The organism is Pseudomonas sp. SWRI51 (genome assembly GCF_014268825.1).
GTDB lineage: Bacteria > Pseudomonadota > Gammaproteobacteria > Pseudomonadales > Pseudomonadaceae > Aquipseudomonas > Aquipseudomonas farsensis.
This window is the reverse complement of record NZ_JABWRG010000009.1, coordinates 60,823-83,772: the sequence shown is the minus strand read 5'-3', so window position 1 is coordinate 83,772 and position 22,950 is coordinate 60,823. Positions and strand designations below refer to the sequence as shown.

Below are 22,950 nucleotides of genomic sequence, written 5' to 3'. Positions count from 1 at the left end.
GAGTGTGAGTGCCTTGCGCGTGACGCACGAATCGAACGCAGCGAAGGTTATTATCACGAGCAATGATATAAGAGCTGCTGGTATCGATAATGGCGTATGTTGCAGCGCTACCAGCCCCATCAACATCAAGGACAGACAACCACGATGGACCGTATCAAAGGTTTTTTCCGCGCACTGTCGGCAGGCGTGCGTGAGGCCAGCCTCTGTTTTGCCCTGGGGCTGCGCGAAAGCCTGGCCCCACGCTTGCTGCTGCCTTCGGCAGGCTGGTGCCTGCTGGTCAGTTGCATATGCGGGTATGTGTTCTACGTCAACTTTGCAGCGATCTGCGAATTCTGTGGCTGGCTTTCAGCGTTCGCAGCACTTGGCGTAGCCAACTTCGCGATACTGGCACCGGCATCAGCCACGCCGAGCATCGGCATGGGCGTCGACCCGTTGGCCTTTTTCAACCTGGGGGTGGGCGTGTTGCAGTTGGCGCTATACATCGCGGCGTTCTTCACCGCGATGATGGTCATGTTGTTTTTAGGGCTGCTGCTGATTGGCTTGCGGCTGGTTATCCACCTGGGCTTTTTCCAGAAGGTGAGGGCGTGTGTGCAGCAGCGTTACCCAGGCGTCGCTGCCGATTGTCGTGCCACCAGCCGCACGCCTTGGCGCGAGGCGCGGTATGGCCCGGCGCGCTGGTTGGGCCTGTCACGCTGGACCTTGGCGTCATTACTGATCCCGTTGTACAACGGCGTGCTGATCATCCTGTCGCTACCGTTCGTGCATATGCGCCTGTTGCTCACCCCGGCCATTGGCGGCTGCGCAGATGCGCGCGAGCAACTCGCTATCGCCAAGGCTGCGCGGGTGCGCATTCTGTTTCTGGGGCTGTTCAACATGCTGCTGGCCTGCGTGCCGGTGCTGAACCTGCTGCTGCCGGCCACGCTTAGCGCCAGCGCCTGCCATTTGTACATGCGCGCGCTGGCGGAGCAGCGTTCGGTCGAGGTGCGCGAGGTGGTGGTCAGCACTGGGGGGCAGGCCAGCGCCTGATTTCAGGCACTCTCGCGGGTTACCAGCTCGCACGCCAGCAGGTTCAGCCGTGGTATTTCGGCCTCGCTGGGTACCGCGCCAAGATGCTGCAGCACCCGTAACGCCGCCACCTCGCCAATTTCACGCGAGGGCGGGCGCAGGGTGGTCAGGCTGGGTAGCAGCATCTGCGCGAAGGCGTAGTCGCCAAAGCCCATTACTGCCATGTCCTGAGGCAGTTGCAACCCGGCACGTTGCCCGGCCAGCAGGGCACCGGCGGCCAGGTTGTCGTTGGCGAAGATGATCGCTTCCGGCCTTGGCGTACGCCGGATTAACGCCTCCATGGCCTGGCGCCCGGCCTCGAACGGTGCGATGCCTGCCGAAGGCACGAACACCCAGGGCTCAAGCCCGGCCTCGCGCAGGCAGTGGGCATAGCCGTCGCGCCGCTCCAAGGCGCTGAAGTCGCCGGCTACGCTGTTCTGCACAAAGGCAATGCGGCGGTGGCCCTGGTCGAGCAAATAGCGGCAGGCTTGCACCCCGGCATCGAAATGCACGAAACCCACCTGCAATGGCGCCCGCTCCGGCACGTAGTCCCAGATTTCGACCACCGGCACATCGGCCTGGGCGAGCATCTTTTCGGTGGCGGGGCTGTGGAAGTGGCTGGTCACCACCAGCGCTGCCGGCGACCAGCCCAGAAACGCGCGCACTGCGCTTTCTTCCTGGGCCTCGCTGAAATAGCTCGATGCCAGCAGTAGCTGATAGCCATGGCGGCTCAAGGTGTCGCTGAAAGCCTGGATGGTGTTGGCGAAGATTGGCCCGGAAATGTTCGGGATGACCATGCCGACGATGCGGCCACGCGCTGAAGCCAGCCCCCCGGCGACCAGGTTGGGTACGTACCCCAGTTGCTGCACCGCTGCCTCGATACGTTCGCGCAGCGGCTCGGAAACCTGTTCCGGCTGGTTGAAATAGCGCGACACGCTGATGGCCGAAACGTCAGCCACACGGGCCACCTCGGCCAAGGTGACGCGGCCGGCGCCGCGGCGCTTGCGCGGGGTGTCGTTGGAGTGGCTCACGTGGGGTACCTCGGCGGCCTGGGTGCAAAGCGGCGATGTTAGCGCTAACCACCGCACCTCCAGCAAAGAACCATAACGCATAAGAAGATCGTTTTTTAGTATTTGACCTGCTAACCAGCAGCGTCGAATACTGGCCTCTGTTAGCGCTAACAAGCGCTGCTGTCGGCAATCGGCTGCCACTCGCACGAGCGAGACCAGACAACCACAGCGTCTTCTTTCGTCTGGTCTTTCAGGGCAGTGAGCATCATGCAGACAAGCCGTACTTCGTCGTTTCCCAACCTACGCCGTGGCCCGCTGGCCAGCGCCATCCTGCTCGCCGCCATCGGCCACACCGCCGAGGCTGCCGAGCCGGTCGCCCTGGACGCGGTTACGGTCACCGCGACACGCCGCGAGGTACCACTGCAAAAGGTCCCGGTAGCTGTTTCGGTAGTGGACGGCGAACAGCTGGAGCGCGACAACCGCAACAATGTCGCCAGCATCGTGCAGCAGGTACCGACCCTCAACTACAGGGCAGGTGCCTCGAACAAGGACACCTCGCTGTTCATCCGCGGCGTCGGCACCATTTCCACCTCGCCGGGCGTCGAACCCACGGTGGCGACGGTAGTCGATGGCGTGGTGTTCGGCCGCCCCGGCCAGTCCACCCTCGACTTGCTCGACCTTGAGCGTATCGAGGTGCTGCGCGGCCCGCAGGGCACACTGTTCGGCAAGAATGCGTCGGCCGGTGTGCTCAATGTGGTGAGCAAGGCAATCCCGGAGCAGACACACGGCTATGTCGACTACTCGCACTTTGGCGGGGGTGATGAAAACCGCCTGCGTTTCGGCATCGGCGGACGCCTTGACGAGCACCTCAAAGGCTCGCTGAGCACCTTGTGGGGTGACTACGACGGCAACGTCGAGAACATCGCCAATGGCCATGACGTCAATGGCTACCAGCGCAAGGGCCTGCGCGGCAAGCTTGAGTTCGAACCCAGCGAAGCACTGCGCCTGACCCTGATCGGTGATTACATGAAAGGCCAGGACACCTTGCCCAGTGGCGTCGTGACCAAGGCCAGCAGTGCCTTTGCCCGCCAGCTCGGCGCAGTTGTGCCCAGCGCCCACAACCGTGACATCAACAGTGATTTCAAGACCCACGTCGAGGATGAAAACCAGGGCCTGTCGGCGCAGCTTGACTGGCAACTGGGCGACTACACCCTGACCTCGATCAGCGCTTGGCGCGGCTGGGACAACACCCAGTACCAGGACGGCGACCGCCGCGCGCTGCTGCCGGTCACCGCGTCCCACGACAAGGGCACGGTCGATTACGACCAGTACAGCCAGGAATTTCGCCTGACCTCGCCCAAGGGTGAGTTCAACGAGTACGTGCTCGGCGCCTTCTACATGCACGGCACCTCCAACGAGGTGTACCAGCGCTTGTCCGTCAACGCCGGGGTGCCCAGTAACGGCCGGGCCGACTACTCGACCCGCAACGACAGCGTGGCGCTGTTCGGCGAGAACACCTTCAACTTCACCGACGATTTCCGGGCCATCTTCGGCCTGCGCTGGACCCATGACGACCTTGAGTACGATCACCGTCGGGTTTCGACGTCGGCCACGCAAGTGCCTGGCATCCAGCCCTCGACGGCAAGTTCAGGCTCGGTCGACGAAGATGGCTGGAGCGGCCGGACCGGCTTGCAATACGACTTCACTGACAACCTCAGCGGTTATGTCACCTATTCGCGGGGCTACAAGGGCCCAGCTTACAACGTGTTTTTCAACATGCAGCCACGTGATACCGGCGCGCTGAAGCCGGAAACCTCCGATGCCTACGAAATCGGCCTCAAGAGCACGGCGCTGGACAACCGTCTGGTGGCCAACCTCGCGGTCTTCCACACCGACTACGACAATTACCAGGCCAACTTCTTCGACACCGTGGCCAACCAGGTGGTCACCCGCCTGGTCAACGCCGGCAAGGTCAATACCCAAGGCGTGGAACTGGACGCCAGCCTGCAGGCCACCCGGCAACTGAAACTGTCGGCGGCAGTGGCCTATACCAAGGCGCGGGTCGACCACTTCAACTGCCCGGCAGGGGCTGCAGCAAACTGCAATATCGACGGCGGCCACCTGCCATTTACCCCTGATTGGAAAACCTATGTCCGCGCCGACTACAGCATCCCGCTGAACAACGGCCTGGACCTGGAGCTTTCCAGCGACTTCAGCTGGCAGGATGCGGTGCAGTTCAGCCTCGACCAGAACCCAGACACCGTGCAGGGCGCCTATGGCATCTGGAACGCCAGCATTGCCCTGGCCGATTACAACGAGGGGTGGCGCGTGGCATTGCTGGGCAAGAACCTGGGCGACAAGTCCTACGCGCAGATGCTGGCCAGTGGTGGCGACTACATCTACCGCTCGGTGCCCCGCGATGATGGCCGCTACTTCGGCGTGCAGGTGCGCAAAGACTTCTAACCGCCATCGCACAGTCCTGTGCCGGCCTCATCGCAGGCTGTCGCCAGCTCCCACAGAGACCGCGTCAACCGCGACATCCGAGTCTGGCGCAGATCCCTGTGGGAGCTGGCGACAGCCTGCGATGAGGCCGGCACAAGGCTGCACAGCTCACGTTTTCGATCAAAATGCAGAGGTATTCCATGACCCGCCAACTCAGCTTGGGCGCCTTCCTTATGGCTACCGGCCACCATGTCGCTGCCTGGCGCCACCCCGACGTACCAGCCGACCCGCTGGATTTCAGCGTCTACCGCCGCGCCGCGCAGGTTGCCGAAAGCGCCTGCTTCGACGCGTTGTTCGTGGCCGACAGCGTGGCGGCCCCAAGCGATGCCTTGGCCAGCCACAGCGCCCGCTCGGTGTACTTCGAGCCTTTGACGCTGTTGTCTGCACTGAGCGTCGTCACCGAGCGCATCGGCCTCATTGCCACCGCCACCACCAGCTACAACGAGCCGTACCATGTAGCACGCAAGTTCGCCTCCCTCGATCACCTGTCGGGCGGGCGCGCCGGTTGGAACCTGGTCACCTCCGATGCCGCCGCCGAAGCTGGCAATTTCGGCCGCCAAGCGCATATCGGCCATGCCGACCGCTATGCCCGCGCCCGCGAATTCCAGCAGGTAGTGCAGGGCCTTTGGGACAGCTGGGCCGACGATGCCTTCGTGCGCGACAAGGCCACCGGCCAGTTCCACCGGCCCGATGGTGTGCGGGCGCTGGCTCACAGCGGCGAGCACTTCCGGGTCAAAGGCCCGCTCAACGTGGCCCGCGCGCCCCAAGGCCGGCCTGTGCTGGTGCAAGCGGGGTCTTCTGAAAGCGGCCGCGAGCTTGCTGCGCAAAGCGCCGAAGTGGTGTTTACCGCGCAGCCATCGCTGGGCGCAGCGCAAGCCTTCTACGCTGACCTGAAAGGCCGCCTGGCAGGTTACGGGCGTTGCAAGGATGACCTGAAGATCATGCCCGGCGTGTACGTGGTAGTCGGGCGCAGCGAAGCCGAAGCGCAAGACAAGGCCGAGCGCTTCCAGGCCTTGGTCGACCCCAGGGTTGGCGTGGCATTGCTTGGGCGCATGCTGGGTAATTTCGACCTGTCGGGTTATCCGCTGGATGGCCCGCTGCCCGAGTTGCCGTCCACCGAGGATGGCCAGCGCAGCCGCCAGCAGCTACTCACCGAGCTTGCCGGTAGTGAAGGCCTGACCCTGGGCCAGCTCGGCCAGCGCATCGCGGGGGGACGGGGGCATTTCAGCCTGATCGGCACCCCAACGCAGATCGCCGACCAGTTGCAGGCCTGGTTCGAAGGCCATGCGGCGGATGGCTTCAACATTCTGGTGCCGCACCTGCCGCAGGGCCTTGAAGACTTTGCCGAATGGGTGGTGCCCGAGCTGCAGCGCCGAGGGCTGTTTCGTTCCCATTATCAAGGGCGCACCTTGCGTGAACATCTCGGCCTGCAGCGGCCGGCCAATCCGTACTTCAGTTGATCAACCGCACGGGGGGCTACTTGTGGCTTATAAAAATCAATTAGTTACAGCGCTTTATTAGGAGTTCACATGACATACCGCGCCAACCCTGAGCGCTATTCGCGTATCCCGTACCGCCGCGTCGGCCGCAGCGGCCTGGTATTGCCAGCCTTGTCGTTGGGCCTGTGGCACAACTTCGGCGATGCCACCCCCATCGACACTCAGCGCGCGTTGCTGCGTACCGCGTTCGATGCTGGCATCAACCATTTCGACCTGGCCAACAACTACGGCCCACCCTATGGCAGCGCCGAAACCAACTTCGGCCGCCTGCTGCGCGAGGACCTGCGCGGCTACCGTGACGAGCTGATCATCTCCAGCAAGGCCGGTTGGGACATGTGGCCGGGGCCCTACGGGCAGGGCGGCAGCTCGCGCAAGTATCTGCATGCCAGCCTCGACCAGAGCCTGAAACGCCTGGGCCTGGACTACGTCGATATCTTCTACTCGCACCGCTTCGACCCCGACACGCCGCTGGAAGAGACCGCCATCGCGCTGGCCGATATCGTGCGCCAGGGCAAGGCGCTGTATATCGGCATTTCCTCGTACTCCGCAGGCAAAACCCGTGAAATCGCTTCGCTGCTTGACGCGCTGAACGTCCCTCTGCTGATCCACCAGCCGTCCTACAACCTGTTCAACCGCTGGATCGAGGGCGATTTGCTTGAGGCTACCGATGACCTCGGCGCCGGGGTGATCGTCTTCACCGCGCTGGCACAGGGCCTTTTGACCGACAAGTACCTGCACGGCATCCCCGCCGATGCCCGCGTCAACCGCGCAGGCGGTGGTTCGCTGCTGGCGCAGCACCTGAGCGAAACCAATTTGCAGCGCGCCCGTGCCCTCAACGAAATCGCGCGTCGCCGCGGCCAGAGCCTGGCCCAGTTGGCCTTGGCCTGGACCCTGCGCGACAAGCGGGTCAGTTCTGCGCTGATCGGCGCCAGCCGGCCGGAGCAGATCAGTGAGAACGTCGCCGCCCTCGACAACCTGACGTTCAGCGCCGAAGAGCTCGCTGAAATCGACCAGCACGCCGTCGAAGGCGGTATCAATTTGTGGGAAAAGCCCTCGACCGACTGGAAGGACTAAGCCATGCGACTGTTACGTTTCACCGTGCTGCTACTGGCGGCACTGGCAGGCCTGGCCCAGGCCGCCGACCCCGCCAGCTTGCGCATCGGTTACCAGAAAGGCTCGATCAGCCTGGTGCTGGCCAAGCAGCACCGCTTACTGGAGCAGCGGTTTACTGGCACTCAGGTGCAATGGATCGAGTTTCCGGCAGGCCCGCAGATGCTCGAAGCGCTGAACATCGGTAGCCTGGATATCGGCTCGACGGGGGATATCCCGCCGATTTTCGCCCAGGCCGCCGGTGCCGACCTGCTGTACATCGGTGCAGAGCCGCCCAAGCCACGCGCCGAGGTCATTCTGGTGCCTGCGCAAAGCCCGATCACCTCGGTGGCGGCGCTCAAAGGCAAGCGGATTGCCTTGCAGAAAGGTTCCAGCGCCCACAACCTGGTGCTGCGTGCGCTGGCCAACGCCGGGTTGAGCATGACCGACGTGCAGCCGGTGTATCTGGCCCCGGCCGATGCACGGGCCGCGTTCGAGCGCGGTAGCGTCGATGCATGGGCGATCTGGGACCCGTTCTATTCGGTGATCGAACTGGAAGGGAAGGCGCGCTTGCTGGCGGACGGGCAAGGGCTGGGCCTGTCCGGGCCGTTCATGCTGGGGGCACGGCCTTATGTGCAGGCCAACGCCCTGTTCGTCGCCCAGGTACTCGATGAAATCAACCAGGCCGAGGCGCTGACCCGCAGTGACGAGACCGGCAGCATCAAACTGCTGGCAGCCTTCATGGGCTTGCCGGAGGCCGTGGTGCAGCGCAGTTTCAGCCACCGTCCGGCCTCGCCGGTGCTGCCGGTGACCGATGAAATCGTCGCGGCGCAGCAGAAGACTGCGCAGCTGTTCTTCGATAACCGGCTGCTGCCTGAACCTGTGGAGGTGGCGGCGGCGGTGTGGCGCAGGCCTTAGGCCGGCACCATCGCAAACCCGACCCCAAAGCGGTTCCAGGCATTGATGGTGGCAATCGCCAGGGTCAGATTGGTCACCTCGTTGGGCGAAAAATGCTCGAACAAGGCTTCGTACTCAGGCTGTGGCGCGCCGCGCACCGGGAGCTGGGTCAGGCTCTCTACCCACGCCAGCGCCGCACACTCGCGTGGGGTGAAGAAGCGGGTTTCGCGCCACACGCTCAGGGTTTGCAGGCGTGCCTCGGTTTCGCCAGCCTTGCGTGCATCGTTAGCATGCAGGTTGATGCAGTAAGCGCAGCCATTGAGCTGCGAGGCGCGCAGGCGCACCAGCTCAAGCAGCGAATGCTCAAGGCCGGAACCTATGACCGCTTGCTCGAGGGCAAGCATTGCCTTGTAGGCCTCCGGAGCCTGCTTGGCCCATTCGATACGTTCATGCATGGCGTTTCTCCGCTTGGTTGAAAAGATGGCGTTACCTTAGCGCTGGGCCGCAAAACCCCGAATAGCCAATACGAACGTTTGCCAGGGGGCCAATGGCGGCATTCAGGTGGCCACTGGGTTGCATCCAATATCTTCATTTCTGCAGGCGCCCCGCACTGGGGATAATGACGCGGTCTTTCAGCGAGTACCGAGTCATGCCCCAACCGATGTCCGCGTCTTACCGTCAATGCCTGCAGGCGATTCAACCATGAGGGGCGCACTTGACCTGCTGCTGGTGGTGCTCCTGGCGCTGAACCTGCGGCCGATCCTCACCAGCATCGGGCCGTTGCTTGAACCCATGCGCCAGAGCACCGGCCTGGGTTATCAGCAGGCCGCCTTGCTGACGGCGTTGCCGGTGTTGTGCATGGGCCTGGTGCCGTTGTTGCAGCCGTGGCTGCGGCGCTGGTTGAGCGAGCACGCCGGCATGCTCGCCGGGCTGTCGGCGATTGCCCTGGCTTGCCTGTGGCGCTTGCAGTTGGGGAGCGCGGGCGCGTTGATTGCCAGTGCGGTGCTGGCCGGGCTGGGCGTTGCGGTGGTGCAAGGCATGATGCCGGGCTTGGTCAACCGCTGGTTCCCCGGGCGCCTGGCTGCAGCCATGGGGCTGTACTCGGCAGCACTGATGAGTGGCGGCGGCTTGGCCGCACTGCTGGGGCCGTCGATCAGTGCGTACTTTGGTCGCTGGCAGGTGGGGCTTGGGCTGTGGGCAGTGCCGGCGGTGCTGGCACTGTGCGCTTGGCTGGTGCTGCGCCCGCGTAAAGAAGCCACGGCGTTGGGCGGTGCTGCGCGCGGGCATTGGTTCGGCAACCGCCGGGCGTGGTTGCTGGCGCTGTACTTCGGGCTGATCAATGGCGGGTATACCAGCATGGTCGCGTGGCTGCCGGCCTATCACCTGGAGCACGGCGGCACCGCCCAGGGTGGTGGCGAGCTGGTGGGGCTGATGACTGTGTTCCAGGTGGCTGGTGCATTGGGGCTGCCACTGCTACTGCGGCGCCTGACTGACCGCCGGCCGGGGTTATGGTTGGCATTGCTGGTGCAATTGGGTGGTTTTTCCGGGCTGCTGCTGGCACCGGGCAGTGCCATGGGCCTATGGGTGGCGATGATCGGGCTGGGCCTGGGCGCCTGCTTCAGCCTGAGCCTTACCCTGACGGTCGAGCACCTGCGCACGCCAGCCGAGGCGGGCAGCCTGGCAGCGTTCGTGCAGGGGGTCGGCTTTATCGTGACGGGCATCGTGCCGTACATCACCGGTTGGCTACGCGATGTCAGCGGCGATTTCCAGGCTTCCTGGGCGCTGCTTACCTGCACAGTGCTGGCCATGCTGGTGGTCACGGCATGCTTTGCGCCCAATGGCTATCGCCAGGCGATAGAGCGCAGGGGCCAAGGGGTAACGACTGCTGCGGTCAACTGAGCACGTGCAGGGTGTCGGCGACTCGGTCCAGGGCCGGGTCGATGTCCAGCAGCTCGATAGCGCCAAAGCCCATCAGTAGCCCCGGTTGCAGCGGGGCTTGGCTGAAAAATGGCGCCAGGGAATACAAGCCCACTTCGGCCCTGCGCGCCAGGCTGATCAACCGTTCTACATCGACGCCGGGGTTGGCCAGGGCACTGAGGTGAAAACCTGCGCTGGCCGGTACTGCGCGTAACCACGGCGCAAGATCGCCGTTGATGCGTGCCAGGATGCGCTCGCGGCGTGCGCTGTAGATATCGTGGCAGCGGCGGATATGGCGGCTCAAGTGGCCCTCGCTGATAAACCGCGCCAGCGCCCACTGCGGCAAGCTCGGGCTGTGCCAGTCGGTCAGTTGCTTGGCCACACAGGCTGCCTGCATCACCGCTGGCGGCAGCACTGCGTAGCCCAGGCGCAGCTCGGGCAGCAGGGTTTTGGAGAAGGTGCCCACGTAGGCAACCAGCCCGTTGCGGTCCAGGCGCTGCAAGGCTTCGGCGGCAGGGCCCTGGTAGCGGAACTCGCAGTCGTAGTCATCCTCGATGACCAGTGCGCCCAGTTCGGCGGCGCGCGCCAGCAGCGCATGGCGGCGCGGCTCGGCCATCGGCATGCCCAAGGGGAACTGGTGCGAAGGCGTGACGTAAATCAGCCGCGTGCCAGCGGCGATCTGCTCGACGCACATGCCCTGGTCATCCACCGCTACCGACTGCACATCGGCGCCCAAGGCCAGGAACAGCTGGCGCGCCGGTGGGTAGCCGGGGTCTTCCATGGCCACTTTGCTGCCGGGCTCGATCAGCACTCGGGCGATCAGGTCCAGCGCCTGCTGGGCGCCGTTGCACACCAGTACATCGCTGGCGCTGCAATGCACGCCGCGGGCAAAGGCGATGTGGTGGGCGATCGCCTCGCGCAGTTCGGTCAGACCTTGTGCGGCGAACTTGAGCTCGCGGTGGCGCTGGCTGCGGCGCAGGGCGTATTGCATGCAGCTACGCCACTGGTCGTACGGGAACTGCGCCTTGCTGGAGGCGCCGCCAATGAAGTCGTAGCGCGAGGGCCCATCCAGCCCGCGCAGGCTTAACACCGTGGCACGCGAGCGCCAGCGTTCGAGCATGTCGGCACCGGCCAGCGGTGCGCCTTGGGCGGGGGGCGGTTGCAGCGCTCGGCGCGGGCTGATGAAGGTGCCGCGCCCGACTACGCCGCTGATCAGGCTCTCGTAGGTCAGGCGTGAATACGCCTCAGCCACGGTCTTGCGCGAAACCCCCAGTTGCTCGGCCAGCAGGCGGGTAGGGGGTAACTGGGTGCCAGCAGCCAGGTGGCCACTGTCAATACCCTCGCGCAGTTGCTGGTAGAGCTGGTCGGCGAGGCCTTTACGGCCTTCAAGGCGAATGTGCAGTTCCATGGGGCGGCCCGCAGGGTTGTCAGTGGGCAGGCGGTTCAGCCAGCCATTTTCTCGATCAATGCCCACAGCTGTGGGTCATCGAAATTGTCGATTACCAGCTGTGCGCCGGCTTCATGCAGACGCTCGGTAGTTTGCGTGGTAGCCACCCCCACGGTAAAGATGCCGGCGCCGCTGGCGGCCTGGACTCCAGGCAGGGAATCTTCGAAGGCCAGGGCTTGGCCAGCCGGTGCCTTGAGCCGCTGCAACCCGGTGAGGTAGGGCAGTGGGTCGGGCTTGGGGCGCTCCAGCTCATCGGCTACCAGCACATGCTCGAACCAGTCACCCAGGCCCATGCCAGTGAGCATGTGCTCGGCATTGAGCCGTGGTGCGTTGGTGACGACGCACATGCCGATGCGGTGTTCACGGGCGTAGCTCAGCAGGCGCAGCAGGCCAGGCAATGGCTCAAGTTCTGGAGACAACTCGCGAAAAAGCGCCTCTTTGCGCTCGGCCAAGGCCTGGCGTTGCCGGGCATCGGCCTGGGGGAACAGTTCGGCGAACAGCTCGCCGTTGGACCGCCCGCTGATGCGTGCATCGAACTGCGCCTGGCTGAGTTCGCGGCCGTCGTAGTCGTGCAGCAATGTGCGCAAGGCCTGCAGGTGCAGGGTGTCGGTGTCGGTGAGGGTTCCGTCGAGGTCGAACAGCAAGGCGGTCAGCATCGGGCATCCTGATCAAGGAGAAACAATTCAGCAGCATCATAGCCAAAGCCGCCGATGAAGGGGGCTGTTCAGTGTTTCAAGAAAAGAGTACAAATGTGCTCTATGGACAACTTATCCCCCAAACGCCGTGCCATCCTCGGCTTCATTCGCGAGCGCATTACTGATCAAGGCCAGCCACCGTCGCTGGCCGACATCGCCGAGCGCTTCGGTTTTGCCTCGCGCAGCGTCGCACGCAAGCACATAACCGCCCTGTGCCAGGCCGGCTACATCGACGTCACGCCCAACCAGGCGCGTGGCATTCGCCTGGCCGAGCCCCTGCGCCGCCCCGAAATCCTCGAAGTGCCGGTGCTCGGCCAGGTGGCTGCCGGTGCGCCCATCGGCCCAGACCTCGGCATCCACGAGCAATTGCTGCTCGACCCCAGCCTGTTCCGGCGTACGCCCGACTACCTGCTGAAGGTGCGCGGCGACTCCATGGTCGATGACGGTATCTTCGACGGTGATCTGGTCGGCATCCTGCAACAGGCGGATGCCCGCGATGGCCAAATTGTCGTCGCCCGGCTGGATGGCGAGGTCACCATCAAGCGCTTGCAGCGCACCCGCGAAGGTTTTCGGCTGCTTCCACGCAACCCCAACTACCAGCCCATCGATGTGGGCCCAGAGCGCGAATTCTTTATCGAAGGCGTGTTCTGTGGCCTCTTGAGGCGTGACTGATGGGCGCCGTGGTTGCGCTCGACCGGCTGCTCGACCAGCGCCAGGTATGGCGTGGGCGGCAGGCTCAGGCGCGGCCGCAGGGCTTGCAGCCCAGTGGCCATGGTGCGCTGGATCAGCGCCTGCCCGATGGTGGCTGGCCGCCTGCGGCGCTCAGCGAACTGCTGTTGGCCAGCCCCGGTTGTGGCGAGCTGCAGCTGCTTTGGCCAACCTTGGCGCGGCTCACTGGCGCGGGCGAGCGCGTGGTGCTGGTGGCGCCACCGTTCATTCCCTACGCCCCGGCCTGGCAGGCAGCAGGGGTCGACCTGCGCTGGCTGGCCCAGGTCGAGGCCGATAATGCCGAGGCCCTGTGGGCTGCCGAACAGTGCCTGCGCTCGGGCAGCTGCGCTGCCGTGCTGTGCTGGCCGGAACGCGCCGAGGACCGCGCGTTGCGCCGCTTGCAGGTAGCCGCCGAAACCGGTAACGCGCTGGCCTTCGCCTGCCGGCCGCAGCAGGCGGCCCATAACCCATCGCCGGCTGCGCTGCGCATTGCCATTGACGCCCGCCCTGCGCAGTGGCGGGTCATCAAGTGCCGTGGCGGGCTGCCGCCGGCGCTGCCCATCGCCTCTGCGCAGCGCAGCTGACCGCTATGCTCTGGGCCTGCATCCTGTTCCCGCAGTTGGCGCTGGACAGCATCCTGCGTGAGCGCGACGACGCCGACGCACCGCTGGTACTGATCAGCGGCCCTGTGCAACGGCGAGTGCTGCAAGCGGTGAACCCCGCGGCTGCCAAGCTTGGTTTGCGTGCCGGCCAGGCATTGACCGCAGCGCGTGCCTTGGCCGACGGTTTCACCTGCGTCGAGGCTGACCCTGCGCGCATCGAGCAACTGCAACAGTTATTGGCCGCTTGGGCCTACCGTTTCAGCGCCCAGGTGAGCCGGCATTACCCCCGCGCCTTGTTGCTGGAGGTGGGTTCGAGCCTGCAATTGTTTGGCCCCTGGCCGGCATTTGAGGCGCGCCTGCGCCAGGAGCTTGCCGAACTGGGCTTGCGCCAGCGCATTGTGCTGGCCAGCAACCCCGTAGCGGCGCGGATGTTGGCCAACGCCCACGATGGCCTTGCCGTGACCGACCCCAATGATACCCGCGCCGCCTTGCTCAACCTGCCCATAGACCGCGCGGGGCTGCCCGCCGATACCCGCGAGGCGCTGATGCGCATGGGTTTGCGCAGGCTCGGCGAGGTCATGGCGCTGCCGCGTGATGCCCTGGCCAAGCGGTTCAGCGCGCAGGTGCAAGTGCACCTGGACCAACTGTTCGGCCTGCGCAACCTGGGGCTGGGTTTCTACCTGCCGCCCGACCGTTTCGAGGCGCGGCTAGAGCTCAATTTTGATGTCGAGTCGCACCAGGCGTTGCTGTTCCCGTTACGCCGGCTACTTAACGATTTGGCGGCGTTTCTGGCCGGGCGCGATTGCGGTGTGCAGCGCTTTGCACTGCACCTTGAGCACCACGAAGGCGCCGCAACTGTGCTGCTGGTGGGTCTGCTGGCTGCAGAACGCGATGCGGCGATGCTGTTCGAGCTGGCCCGTGGGCGGCTTGAAGCGCTGACCTTGCGCGCCCCGGTACGCACCCTGCGGCTGCTGGCTGATGATCTGCCAGCCTTTGTGCCCCAGCACCAGGCGCTGTTCGACCCCCGTGCGCAGCAGAGCCAACCCTGGGAGCAACTGCGCGAGCGCTTGCGGGCGCGGTTGGGGGATGACGCCGTCAAAGGCTTGCGCGCCGAGGCCGATCACCGCCCCGAGTGTGCCTGGAAAGGGGCCGAGCAGGGCGCACCGGGTGCCTTGCTGGTGGCGCCGGGCAGCCGCCCCGGCTGGCTGCTACCCGAACCCCGGCTGTTGTCCGAGGCAGGGCTGCAACTGCTCGGGCAGGCCGAGCGTATCGAGTCCGGTTGGTGGGATGGTGGCGATGTGCGCCGGGATTACTACCGGATCGAAACCCGCGACGGCCTGCGGGGCTGGGCCTACCGCGACCTGGCCCAGCCCGGCCCGCTGTGGCTGCAGGGCTGGTTCGCATGAGCGGCGCGGGCTACGCCGAGCTGCACTGCCTGTCCAGTTTCAGCTTCCAGCGCGGCGCCTCAAGCGCCGACGAGCTGTTTCGCCGCGCCCGCGAGCAGGGCTACCAAGCCCTGGCGATTACCGACGAATGCACCCTGGCCGGCATTGTGCGGGCTTGGCAGGCGGCCAAGGAGCATGGCCTCAAGCTGATCGTTGGCAGCGAAATACAGGTGCAGCAGGGGCCAAAGCTTGTGTTGCTGGTGGAAAACCTGGCGGGCTACCAGAACCTCTGTGCGCTGATCACCCAGGCGCGGCGCCGGGCCGAGAAGGGCAGCTATCAGGTGCTGGCCGAAGACCTCGCCGCCCACCAGCATGGCTTGCTGGCACTGTGGGTGCCGGGCGCTGCGCCCGATGCCACTGCCGGGCAGCACTTGCTCGATGTATTCGGTGAACGGCTATGGCTGGCGGTGCACCTGCATCGAGGCGCCGATGACGACGCGCGCCTTGCGCATTTGCAGGCGCTTGGCGGGCAACTGGGTATCCCGTTGGTGGCCTGTGGCGATGTGCATATGCACGCCCGCGGGCGCCGCGCGTTGCAGGACTGCATGACGGCCATCCGCGCCCATTGCAGCGTGGCGCAGGCCGGGCAGTATCTGTTCGCCAATGGCGAACGCCACCTGCGCCCGCTGGAACAGCTTCAGGCGCTGTACCCCGCGCCGTTGCTGGCCACTTCCGTGGCGATTGCCGAGCGCTGCAATTTCGACCTGAGCCAATTGCAGTATCAATACCCTCGCGAGCTGGTCCCCGAGGGCCACACGCCGGCCAGTTGGCTACACACGCTCTGCGAGCAGGGCCTGCCACGGCGCTGGCCACAGGGGCCGAGTGCGCAGGTGCGTGAAGTGCTGGCCAAGGAACTGGCGCTAATCGAAGAGCTGGGCTACGAAAGCTACTTTCTCACCGTGCACGATATCGTCACCTTCGCCCGCAACCAGCACATTCTCTGTCAGGGCCGTGGCTCTGCGGCCAACTCGGTAGTGTGCTTCGTGCTGGGCATCACCGAACTCGATCCCATGGAACACCGGCTGCTGTTCGAGCGTTTTCTGTCGCGCGAACGCAACGAGCCGCCAGACATCGACGTGGACTTCGAGCACAACCGCCGTGAAGAGGTGATCCAGTACGTATTCCGCCGCTATGGCCGGCATCGCGCCGCACTTACAGCGGTAGTCAGCAGTTACCACGCAGCCGGCGCTGTGCGCGATGTGGCGCGGGTGCTGGGCCTGCCAGCAGATCAGGTGGATGCCTTGGCCAAGTGCTGTGGGCGCTGGAGTGACCGGATTCCCGACGCACCCCGCCTGGCCGAGGCCGGGTTCGATGCGCAAAGCCCGTCGCTGCGGCGCATTCTGGTGCTGGCCGGCGAGTTGATCGGTTTCCCGCGGCACCTGTCGCAACACCCCGGCGGTTTTGTCATCTCCCAGCAGCCGCTGCATGAGCTGGTGCCGATTGAAAACGCGGCCATGCCTGAACGCACGGTGATCCAGTGGGACAAGGACGACCTGGACATGGTCGGGCTGCTCAAGGTCGATGTGCTGGCGCTAGGCATGCTCAGCGCCTTGCGACGCTGTTTCGACCTGCTGGCGCTGCACCGGGGGCGTGAGCTGACACTGGCCAGCATCCCCCCAGAAGACCCGGCCACCTACGCGATGATCAGCCGCGCCGAAACCATGGGGGTGTTCCAGATCGAGTCGCGGGCGCAAATGGCCATGCTGCCCCGGCTCAAGCCTGCAACCTTCTATGACCTGGTCATCGAGGTGGCGATCGTGCGCCCGGGGCCGATTCAGGGCGACATGGTCCACCCGTATTTGCGCCGTCGCTTGAAGCAGGAACCGGTGACTTACCCCTCGGAAAAACTGCGCGAGGTGTTTCAACGCACCCTTGGCGTACCGCTGTTTCAGGAACAGGTCATGGAGCTTGCCATGGTCGCCGCCGACTACAGCCCAGGCGAAGCGGACCAACTGCGCCGCAGCATGGCGGCCTGGAAGCGCCACGGCGGGCTGGAACCGCACCGCGAGCGGTTGATCGACGGCATGCTGCGCAATGGCTACGAGCTGGCCTTCGCCGAGCGTATTTTCGAGCAGATCAAGGGGTTTGGCAGTTACGGCTTCCCCGAGTCCCACGCCGCAAGCTTCGCCTTGTTGTGCTATGCCAGCAGTTGGCTCAAGTGCCATGAGCCGGCGATTTTCACCTGCGCGCTGGTCAACAGCTGGCCCATGGGGTTCTACAGCCCTGATCAGTTGCTGCAAGAGGCGCGGCGCCTGGGTATCGAGGTGCGCCCGGTGGATGTGTTCCATAGCCAGTGGGATTGCACCTTGGAGCCGCTGCAAGGTGACGAACTGGCGATTCGCTTAGGCTTGCGGCAGATCCGCGGCTTCAGTGAGGCCGACGCCCGGCGCCTGGAACAAGCCCGCGCGCAATCGCCCTGGCGTGATATCGAAGACCTGTGCCAGCGCGCCGGCCTCGACCAGCGGGCCCGCGCCCGGCTGGCCGATGCCGGCGCGCTCCGGGCCATGGCGCGTGACCGTCATCAGGCCCGCTGGCAGGTCGCGGCAGTGCAGGCGCAGTTGCCGTTGTTCGCCCAGGTGCAGCCCGTGGCCGAGCAGGCGGTGGAGCTGCCGGCCCCGACTGTGGGCGAGGATCTTCGGGCTGATTACGACACCTTGGGCACGACCTTTGGCCCGCACCCGCTGACCCTGCTGCGTGCCCGCCTGCGTGCGCTGGGTTGTCGCAGCTCGGCCGAGTTGGACGGCCTGGCCCATGGCGACAGTGTCGCCGTTGCCGGTATCGTTGTCGGCCGCCAGCGCCCGCAGACGGCCAGCGGGGTGACCTTCGTCACCCTTGAAGACGAACACGGCATGCTCAATGTGGTGGTGTGGCGCGAGCTGGCCGAGCGCCAACGCCGTGCGCTGGTGGGCTCGCAATTGCTCAAGGTCAGTGGGCGGCTGGAGCAGGAAAACGGCGTGCGCCACCTGATTGCACGGCGGTTGGAGGATGTCAGTCAGTTGTTGCAGGGATTGGATGTGCGTAGCCGCGATTTCCACTGAGGTCGAGTCCATGTTCCAGTCTCCACGCGATCTAGCGTAGGAGCGGCCTTGTGTCGCGAAAGGGCTGCGTAGCGGCCCCGGCGACTTTGCATGAGGTCAAGATCCTGGGGCCGCTACGCAGCCCTTTCGCGGCACGAGGCCGCTCCTACACAGGGACTTTGTCGTACGTGGGTTACACCATCGCCAACCGCTGCTTGCGCGTGGGCGGTGCAAATGCCCGGTCAATCTCCTGCAAATCCTGCTCACTGAGCACCAAGTCCGCCGCCGCCGCATTTTGCTGCACATGGGCAGGGCTCACTGCCTTGGGGATGGCAATCACGCCCTCCTGGCGGGTTACCCACGCAAGGCTCACCTGTGCAGGCGTGGCACCATGGCGTTCGCCGATCTGCGCAAGCACCGGGTCGCGCAACAAACGCCCAGCCTGGGCCAGTGGGCAGTAGGCCATGGTCGGCATGTGCTGCGCCTGGCTCCATGGCAGCAGGTCGAACTCAATGCCGCGCTCAGCCGGGTTGTACAGCACTTGGTTGGTCGCACAGGCCGGGTTGTTCAGCTCGTGCAGGTCGTCCAGATCGAAATTCGACACCCCCCAACGGCGGATCTTGCCTTGCTCGATCAGGCGCTCGAAGGCTTCCAGGGTCTCTTCAAGTGGGTACTGGCCGCGCCAGTGCAGCAGGTACAGGTCGATGCAGTCGGTGCCAAGGCGCTTCAGGCTGCGTTCGCACGCCTCGGGCACGCCGCGCCGGCTGGCGTTGTGCGGGTAGACCTTGCTGACCAGAAACACTTTGTCCCGGCGCCCGGCGATGGCCTTGCTCACGACTTTTTCGGCGCCGCCCTCGGCATACATTTCGGCCGTGTCGACCAAGGTCATGCCCAGTTCGATGCCCTGTTGCAGCGCCGCCACCTCGGCGCGCTGGTTGCCGGGGTCGTCACCCATGTACCAGGTGCCTTGGCCAATGGTTGGCACTTGGGCGCCGGCCAGATTCACGTATCGCATGTCACCTCCTGAGGATGGGTATGGGCAAGCAGCACGTCGAGCAGTGCCTCGGCCGCCCTGGACAGTTTGTGGTCGGCCAGGGCGATGACGCCTATGCGCCGTTGCACCGCAGGCTCCACCAAGGGGACGCAGCAGGCGCCAAGTTCGCGCATCTGTTCGATACACAGCGCAGGCACTGCACTCACGCCCAAGCCGCTGGCGACCATGCGCCCAACTGTAGCCAGTTGATGGCTCTCGAACGCCACCGCCAGCTTGCCATGGTCGGCGGCCACCTGCTGCTCAAGCAGCAAACGCACCGCCGAGGGCCGTTGCAGGGCGACGAAGTCTTCGGCCAATAGCTCGACCCAGCGCACTTGAGCCTGCTGGGCCAGCGGCGAATCGGCAGGCACCACGGCCACGAATCGGTCCATGTACAGCGGGTAGAAGCGCAGCGCAGCGCTGCTGTCGGGTTCGAAGCCGATGCCCAGTTCGACGCGGCGATGGCGCACCAGTTCCAGTACCTGTTCGTTGATCACGTCATGCACCGTGACGTTGACTTTAGGGTAGCGCCCACGGAACACCTTCAATGCGTCGGGCAGCAGGTTGCCGGCGTAGGAGGGCATGGCTGCCACCGAAACCCGCCCCAGCTGCAAGGTAAAGCGCTGGCGCAGCAGTTCTTCGGTGTCGTCCCAGTCGGCCAGCAGGCGGCGCGCCAGCGGCAGCAGCACTTCGCCTTCAGGTGTCAGGCTGACGCTGCGGGTGGTGCGGGTGAGCAGGGCGCCGCCGAGGTTGTCCTCCAGCGCCTTGATGGTCAGGCTCAAGGCCGGTTGCGAGATGTGCAGGTGTTCACCGGCCTGGGCAAAGCTCTGGTACTTGGCCACCGTGACGAAGGCGCGCAACTGTTTGACGTTCATGGAGGGACGTGGCCTTTGTTTTGTAAAAGTTATCAATCAATGACTAAAACAAAATTAACAAATCAGTCAGCTAAGGTGAAGATGACCGTACGGTTCCAACAACTACAAAAGGCGACTGAGCATGGCCGGACTGGACAAGCGTGTAGCAACCTATGAAGAGGCCCTGGCAGGCCTGACCGATGGCATGACCGTTCTGGCCGGCGGCTTTGGCCTGTGCGGCATCCCTGAAAACCTGATTGCGCAAATCAAGCGCATGGGCGTCAAGGGCCTGACCGTGGTCTCCAACAATTGCGGCGTCGATGGCTTTGGCTTGGGTGTGCTGCTCGAAGACCGGCAGATCCGCAAGATGGTTGCCTCTTATGTGGGCGAGAACGCCGAGTTTGAACGCCAGTTGCTTAGCGGCGAACTGGAGGTCGACCTGACCCCGCAAGGTACTCTGGCCGAAAAAATGCGCGCTGGCGGCGCCGGCATTCCGGCCTTCTACACCGCCACCGGCTACGGCACCCCGGTGGCCGACGGCAAGGAAGTGCGCGAATTCAACGGCCGCAAGTTCATCCTCGAAGAATCCATCACCGGCGACTTTGCCATCGTCAAAGGCTGGAAAGCCGACCACTACGGCAACGTGGTGTACCGCAACACCGCGCAAAACTTCAACCCACTGGCGGCCACCGCCGGCAAGATCACTGTGGTCGAAGTCGAAGAGATCGTCGAGCCAGGCGTGCTGCTGCCCAGCGAAATTCATACCCCCGGCATCTTCGTCGACCGGGTGATCGTCGGCACCTTTGAAAAACGCATCGAAAAACGCACCGTCAAGGCCTGAGCGCCGTCCCCCAGAACAACAAAGAGACCCAGACCATGGCACTGACCCGCGAACAGATGGCCCAACGCGTCGCCCGTGAACTGAAGGACGGCTACTACGTTAACCTCGGCATTGGCATCCCGACCCTGGTGGCCAACTACGTGCCCGCCGACATGGACGTGATGCTGCAATCGGAAAACGGCCTGCTTGGCATGGGCGAGTTCCCCACCGAAAGCACCCTCGACCCAGACATGATCAACGCCGGCAAGCAAACCGTGACCGCCCGCGTGGGTGCGTCTATTTTCGATTCGGCGCAGTCGTTTGCGATGATCCGCGGCGGCCACGTCGACCTGACCGTGCTGGGCGCCTTCGAGGTGGACGTGCACGGCAACATCGCCTCGTGGATGATCCCGGGCAAGCTGGTCAAGGGCATGGGCGGCGCCATGGACCTGGTCGCCGGTGCCGAGAACATCATCGTCACCATGACCCATGCTTCCAAGGATGGGGAGTCCAAGCTGCTGCCCCAGTGCAGCCTGCCGCTGACCGGCGCTGGTTGCATTCGCAAGGTGCTGACCGACCTTGCGTACCTGGAAATTGCCGAGGGTGCGTTCATCTTGCGCGAGACAGCGCCGGGCGTCAGCGTTGAGGAGATCATCGCCAAAACAGCCGGAAAGCTGATCGTGCCGGACGATGTTCAGGAAATGACCTTCTGAAAACCTCGCTACTCGGTGTGTGGGAGATTTCCTGATTTTGTGCAAGCCTGCTCCGGCCTCATCGCAGGCTGTCGCCAGCTCCCACAGGGTCTGAGCCAGACTCGGATGTCGCGGCTGGCGCGGTCTCTGTGGGAGCTGGCGATAGCCTGCGATGAGGCCAGCGCGAGCCTGCGCAGAACCGTCCCAAAAAACATTCAAACCTCCACCTATAAAATCAAAAAAGGAAAACCCCCGTGGCCGCTGATATTCAAGACAGCCGCTCCGCCCGTTTTGCCCTGCGCTGCTCCAACTGGGCCGAACGCTGGTTCCCCGACTCCTGGGTGTTCGCCGCACTTGCGGTAATGCTGGTGTGCCTCGGCGCGCTGGTGATGGGCGCCAAGCCCACCGATACCGCCAAAGCCTTCGGTGACGGCTTCTGGAGCCTGATCCCCTTCACCATGCAGATGGCCTTCGTGGTCATCGGCGGTTACGTGGTGGCCAGCTCGCCACCTGCGGCGCGGCTGATCGACCGCCTGGCGCGCATCCCGAAAAACGGCCGCTCGGCGGTGTGCTGGGTGGCGCTGATCTCGATGCTGGCATCGCTGCTCAACTGGGGCCTGTCGCTGGTCTTTGGCGGCCTGCTGGTGCGTGCCCTGGCGCGCCGCACCGACCTGAAAATGGACTACCGGGCAGCGGGCGCTGCCGCCTACCTGGGCCTGGGCGCGGTGTGGGCGCTGGGGCTGTCATCGTCGGCGGCGCAGCTGCAGGCCAACCCGGCCAGCCTGCCGCCGTCGATCCTGTCGATCACCGGGGTGATCCCGTTCACCGAAACCATTTTTCTCTGGCAGTCCGGGGTAATGCTGGCGGCGCTGGTCATCGTCTCGCTGATCATCGCCTACGCCACCGCCCCCGGCCCGAACAGCGCACGCAGCGCCGCAGACTGCGGTGTTGACCCAAGTTTCAGCGCCCCACCTGCGCCACAGCGCACGCGCCCAGGCGAATGGCTGGAATACAGCCCGATTCTGATCCTGTTGCTGGTGGCGCTGGCCGGCGGCTGGCTGTACCAGGAGTTCGCCACCAAGCCTGCGATCACCGCCATTTCCGGGCTGAACACCTACAACCTGCTGTTCATCATGCTCGGCGCCTTGCTGCACTGGCGCCCGCGCAGCTTTCTCGATGCCGTGGCCCGCGCGGTGCCGACCACCACCGGGGTGCTGATCCAGTTCCCGCTGTATGGTTCGATTGCCGCCATCCTCACCCAGGTGAAGGGCGTTGATGAGCAGACCCTGGCCCACCATATCTCGGTGTTCTTCACCCAGATTGCCACCCACGACACCTATGCGCTGCTGATGGGCGTGTATTCAGCCGTGCTGGGCTTCTTCATCCCGTCCGGTGGCGGCAAGTGGATCATCGAGGCGCCGTACGTGATGCTGGTGGCCAACGACCTGCAATATCACCTGGGCTGGGCGGTACAGATCTACAACGCCGCTGAAGCGCTGCCGAACCTGATCAATCCGTTCTACATGCTGCCGCTGCTGGGTGTGCTCGGGCTCAAGGCGCGCGACCTGATCGGTTTCTCGTTCGTGCAGTTGTTGGTGCATGTGCCGTTGGTGCTGGTGTTGTTGTGGGCGCTGGGTACCACCTTGCAGTACGTGCCGCCAGTCATGCCCTGAGCCTCA

General features: G+C 64.6%; 19 protein-coding genes. 13 read left to right on the top strand and 6 right to left on the bottom strand.

The features are described 5' to 3' along the window. Window positions 1-144 precede the first annotated feature (144 nt). Window positions 145-1,026 (top strand): hypothetical protein, encoded by an 882-nt coding sequence (locus HU720_RS05680; protein ID WP_186518002.1) that lies wholly within the window; start codon window positions 145-147, stop codon window positions 1,024-1,026. 2 nt (window positions 1,027-1,028) lie between these two features. On the opposite strand, the gene HU720_RS05675 is transcribed toward HU720_RS05680, so the two are convergent. Further along, window positions 1,029-2,075: a LacI family DNA-binding transcriptional regulator gene (locus HU720_RS05675; RefSeq protein ID WP_346656557.1), complete on the bottom strand. Its 1,047-nt coding sequence runs from the start codon at window positions 2,073-2,075 to the stop codon at window positions 1,029-1,031. A gap of 246 nt (window positions 2,076-2,321) precedes the next feature. Here HU720_RS05675 and HU720_RS05670 point away from each other — a divergent pair, with 246 nt between their 5' ends. The 4 genes from HU720_RS05670 (at window position 2,322) to HU720_RS05655 (ending at window position 8,062) form a co-directional block, all read left to right on the top strand. Next, complete coding sequence (locus tag HU720_RS05670) at window positions 2,322-4,517, top strand: TonB-dependent receptor (RefSeq protein ID WP_186518000.1); 2,196 nt, start codon at window positions 2,322-2,324, stop codon at window positions 4,515-4,517. A 179-nt stretch (window positions 4,518-4,696) separates the two neighbouring features. Beyond that, complete coding sequence (locus tag HU720_RS05665) at window positions 4,697-6,016, top strand: LLM class flavin-dependent oxidoreductase (RefSeq protein WP_186517999.1); 1,320 nt, start codon at window positions 4,697-4,699, stop codon at window positions 6,014-6,016. A 69-nt stretch (window positions 6,017-6,085) separates the two neighbouring features. Continuing rightward, complete coding sequence (mgrA, locus tag HU720_RS05660) at window positions 6,086-7,129, top strand: L-glyceraldehyde 3-phosphate reductase (RefSeq protein ID WP_186517998.1); 1,044 nt, start codon at window positions 6,086-6,088, stop codon at window positions 7,127-7,129. 3 nt (window positions 7,130-7,132) lie between these two features. After that, on the top strand, window positions 7,133-8,062 hold the full coding sequence (locus tag HU720_RS05655) for an aliphatic sulfonate ABC transporter substrate-binding protein (protein WP_186517996.1): 930 nt from the start codon (window positions 7,133-7,135) through the stop codon (window positions 8,060-8,062). Here the strand turns inward: HU720_RS05655 and HU720_RS05650 are convergent. Further along, window positions 8,059-8,496, bottom strand: a complete 438-nt coding sequence (locus tag HU720_RS05650; protein WP_186517994.1) for a carboxymuconolactone decarboxylase family protein — start codon at window positions 8,494-8,496, stop codon at window positions 8,059-8,061. The genes HU720_RS05655 and HU720_RS05650 overlap by 4 nt on opposite strands. A 247-nt stretch (window positions 8,497-8,743) precedes the next feature. Here HU720_RS05650 and HU720_RS05645 point away from each other — a divergent pair, with 247 nt between their 5' ends. Beyond that, window positions 8,744-9,940, top strand: a complete 1,197-nt coding sequence (locus HU720_RS05645; protein WP_186517992.1) for a CynX/NimT family MFS transporter — start codon at window positions 8,744-8,746, stop codon at window positions 9,938-9,940. On the opposite strand, the gene HU720_RS05640 is transcribed toward HU720_RS05645, so the two are convergent. Then, window positions 9,933-11,366, bottom strand: a complete 1,434-nt coding sequence (locus HU720_RS05640) for a PLP-dependent aminotransferase family protein (protein WP_186517990.1) — start codon at window positions 11,364-11,366, stop codon at window positions 9,933-9,935. The genes HU720_RS05645 and HU720_RS05640 overlap by 8 nt on opposite strands. Before the next feature lie 35 nt (window positions 11,367-11,401). Continuing rightward, window positions 11,402-12,061, bottom strand: a complete 660-nt coding sequence (locus HU720_RS05635; RefSeq protein WP_186517989.1) for an HAD-IA family hydrolase — start codon at window positions 12,059-12,061, stop codon at window positions 11,402-11,404. A gap of 93 nt (window positions 12,062-12,154) precedes the next feature. Between HU720_RS05635 and lexA the strand changes: the two genes are divergently transcribed. From lexA to HU720_RS05615, 4 genes are read left to right on the top strand one after another with little or no spacing between them, the layout of a single operon-like run. Beyond that, window positions 12,155-12,772, top strand: a complete 618-nt coding sequence (gene lexA / locus HU720_RS05630; protein WP_186517988.1) for a transcriptional repressor LexA — start codon at window positions 12,155-12,157, stop codon at window positions 12,770-12,772. Beyond that, window positions 12,772-13,392 (top strand): translesion DNA synthesis-associated protein ImuA, encoded by a 621-nt coding sequence (gene imuA, locus HU720_RS05625; protein WP_186517987.1) that lies wholly within the window; start codon window positions 12,772-12,774, stop codon window positions 13,390-13,392. Before lexA ends, imuA begins: the two co-directional genes overlap by 1 nt. 5 nt (window positions 13,393-13,397) lie before the next feature. Then, on the top strand, window positions 13,398-14,816 hold the full coding sequence (locus HU720_RS05620) for a DNA polymerase Y family protein (protein WP_186517986.1): 1,419 nt from the start codon (window positions 13,398-13,400) through the stop codon (window positions 14,814-14,816). Next, window positions 14,813-17,893, top strand: coding sequence for an error-prone DNA polymerase (locus HU720_RS05615; RefSeq protein WP_186517985.1), 3,081 nt, complete (start codon window positions 14,813-14,815; stop codon window positions 17,891-17,893). Before HU720_RS05620 ends, HU720_RS05615 begins: the two co-directional genes overlap by 4 nt. A 172-nt stretch (window positions 17,894-18,065) precedes the next feature. Here the strand turns inward: HU720_RS05615 and HU720_RS05610 are convergent, their stop codons facing one another. Both HU720_RS05610 and HU720_RS05605 read right to left on the bottom strand, forming a co-directional pair. Further along, a complete protein-coding gene (locus tag HU720_RS05610; protein ID WP_186517982.1) occupies window positions 18,066-18,887 on the bottom strand; it encodes an aldo/keto reductase in 822 nt (273 codons plus the stop codon). Beyond that, window positions 18,875-19,780, bottom strand: coding sequence for a LysR family transcriptional regulator (locus tag HU720_RS05605; protein ID WP_186517980.1), 906 nt, complete (start codon window positions 19,778-19,780; stop codon window positions 18,875-18,877). Before HU720_RS05605 ends, HU720_RS05610 begins: the two co-directional genes overlap by 13 nt. A 121-nt stretch (window positions 19,781-19,901) precedes the next feature. On the opposite strand from HU720_RS05605, the gene HU720_RS05600 reads away from it, so the two are divergent. The 3 genes from HU720_RS05600 (at window position 19,902) to HU720_RS05590 (ending at window position 22,944) form a co-directional block, all read left to right on the top strand. After that, window positions 19,902-20,600: a CoA transferase subunit A gene (locus HU720_RS05600; protein ID WP_186517978.1), complete on the top strand. Its 699-nt coding sequence runs from the start codon at window positions 19,902-19,904 to the stop codon at window positions 20,598-20,600. A gap of 35 nt (window positions 20,601-20,635) precedes the next feature. Next, complete coding sequence (locus HU720_RS05595; RefSeq protein WP_186517976.1) at window positions 20,636-21,292, top strand: CoA transferase subunit B; 657 nt, start codon at window positions 20,636-20,638, stop codon at window positions 21,290-21,292. A gap of 233 nt (window positions 21,293-21,525) precedes the next feature. Continuing rightward, on the top strand, window positions 21,526-22,944 hold the full coding sequence (locus HU720_RS05590) for a TIGR00366 family protein (RefSeq protein WP_186517973.1): 1,419 nt from the start codon (window positions 21,526-21,528) through the stop codon (window positions 22,942-22,944). Window positions 22,945-22,950 lie beyond the last annotated feature (6 nt).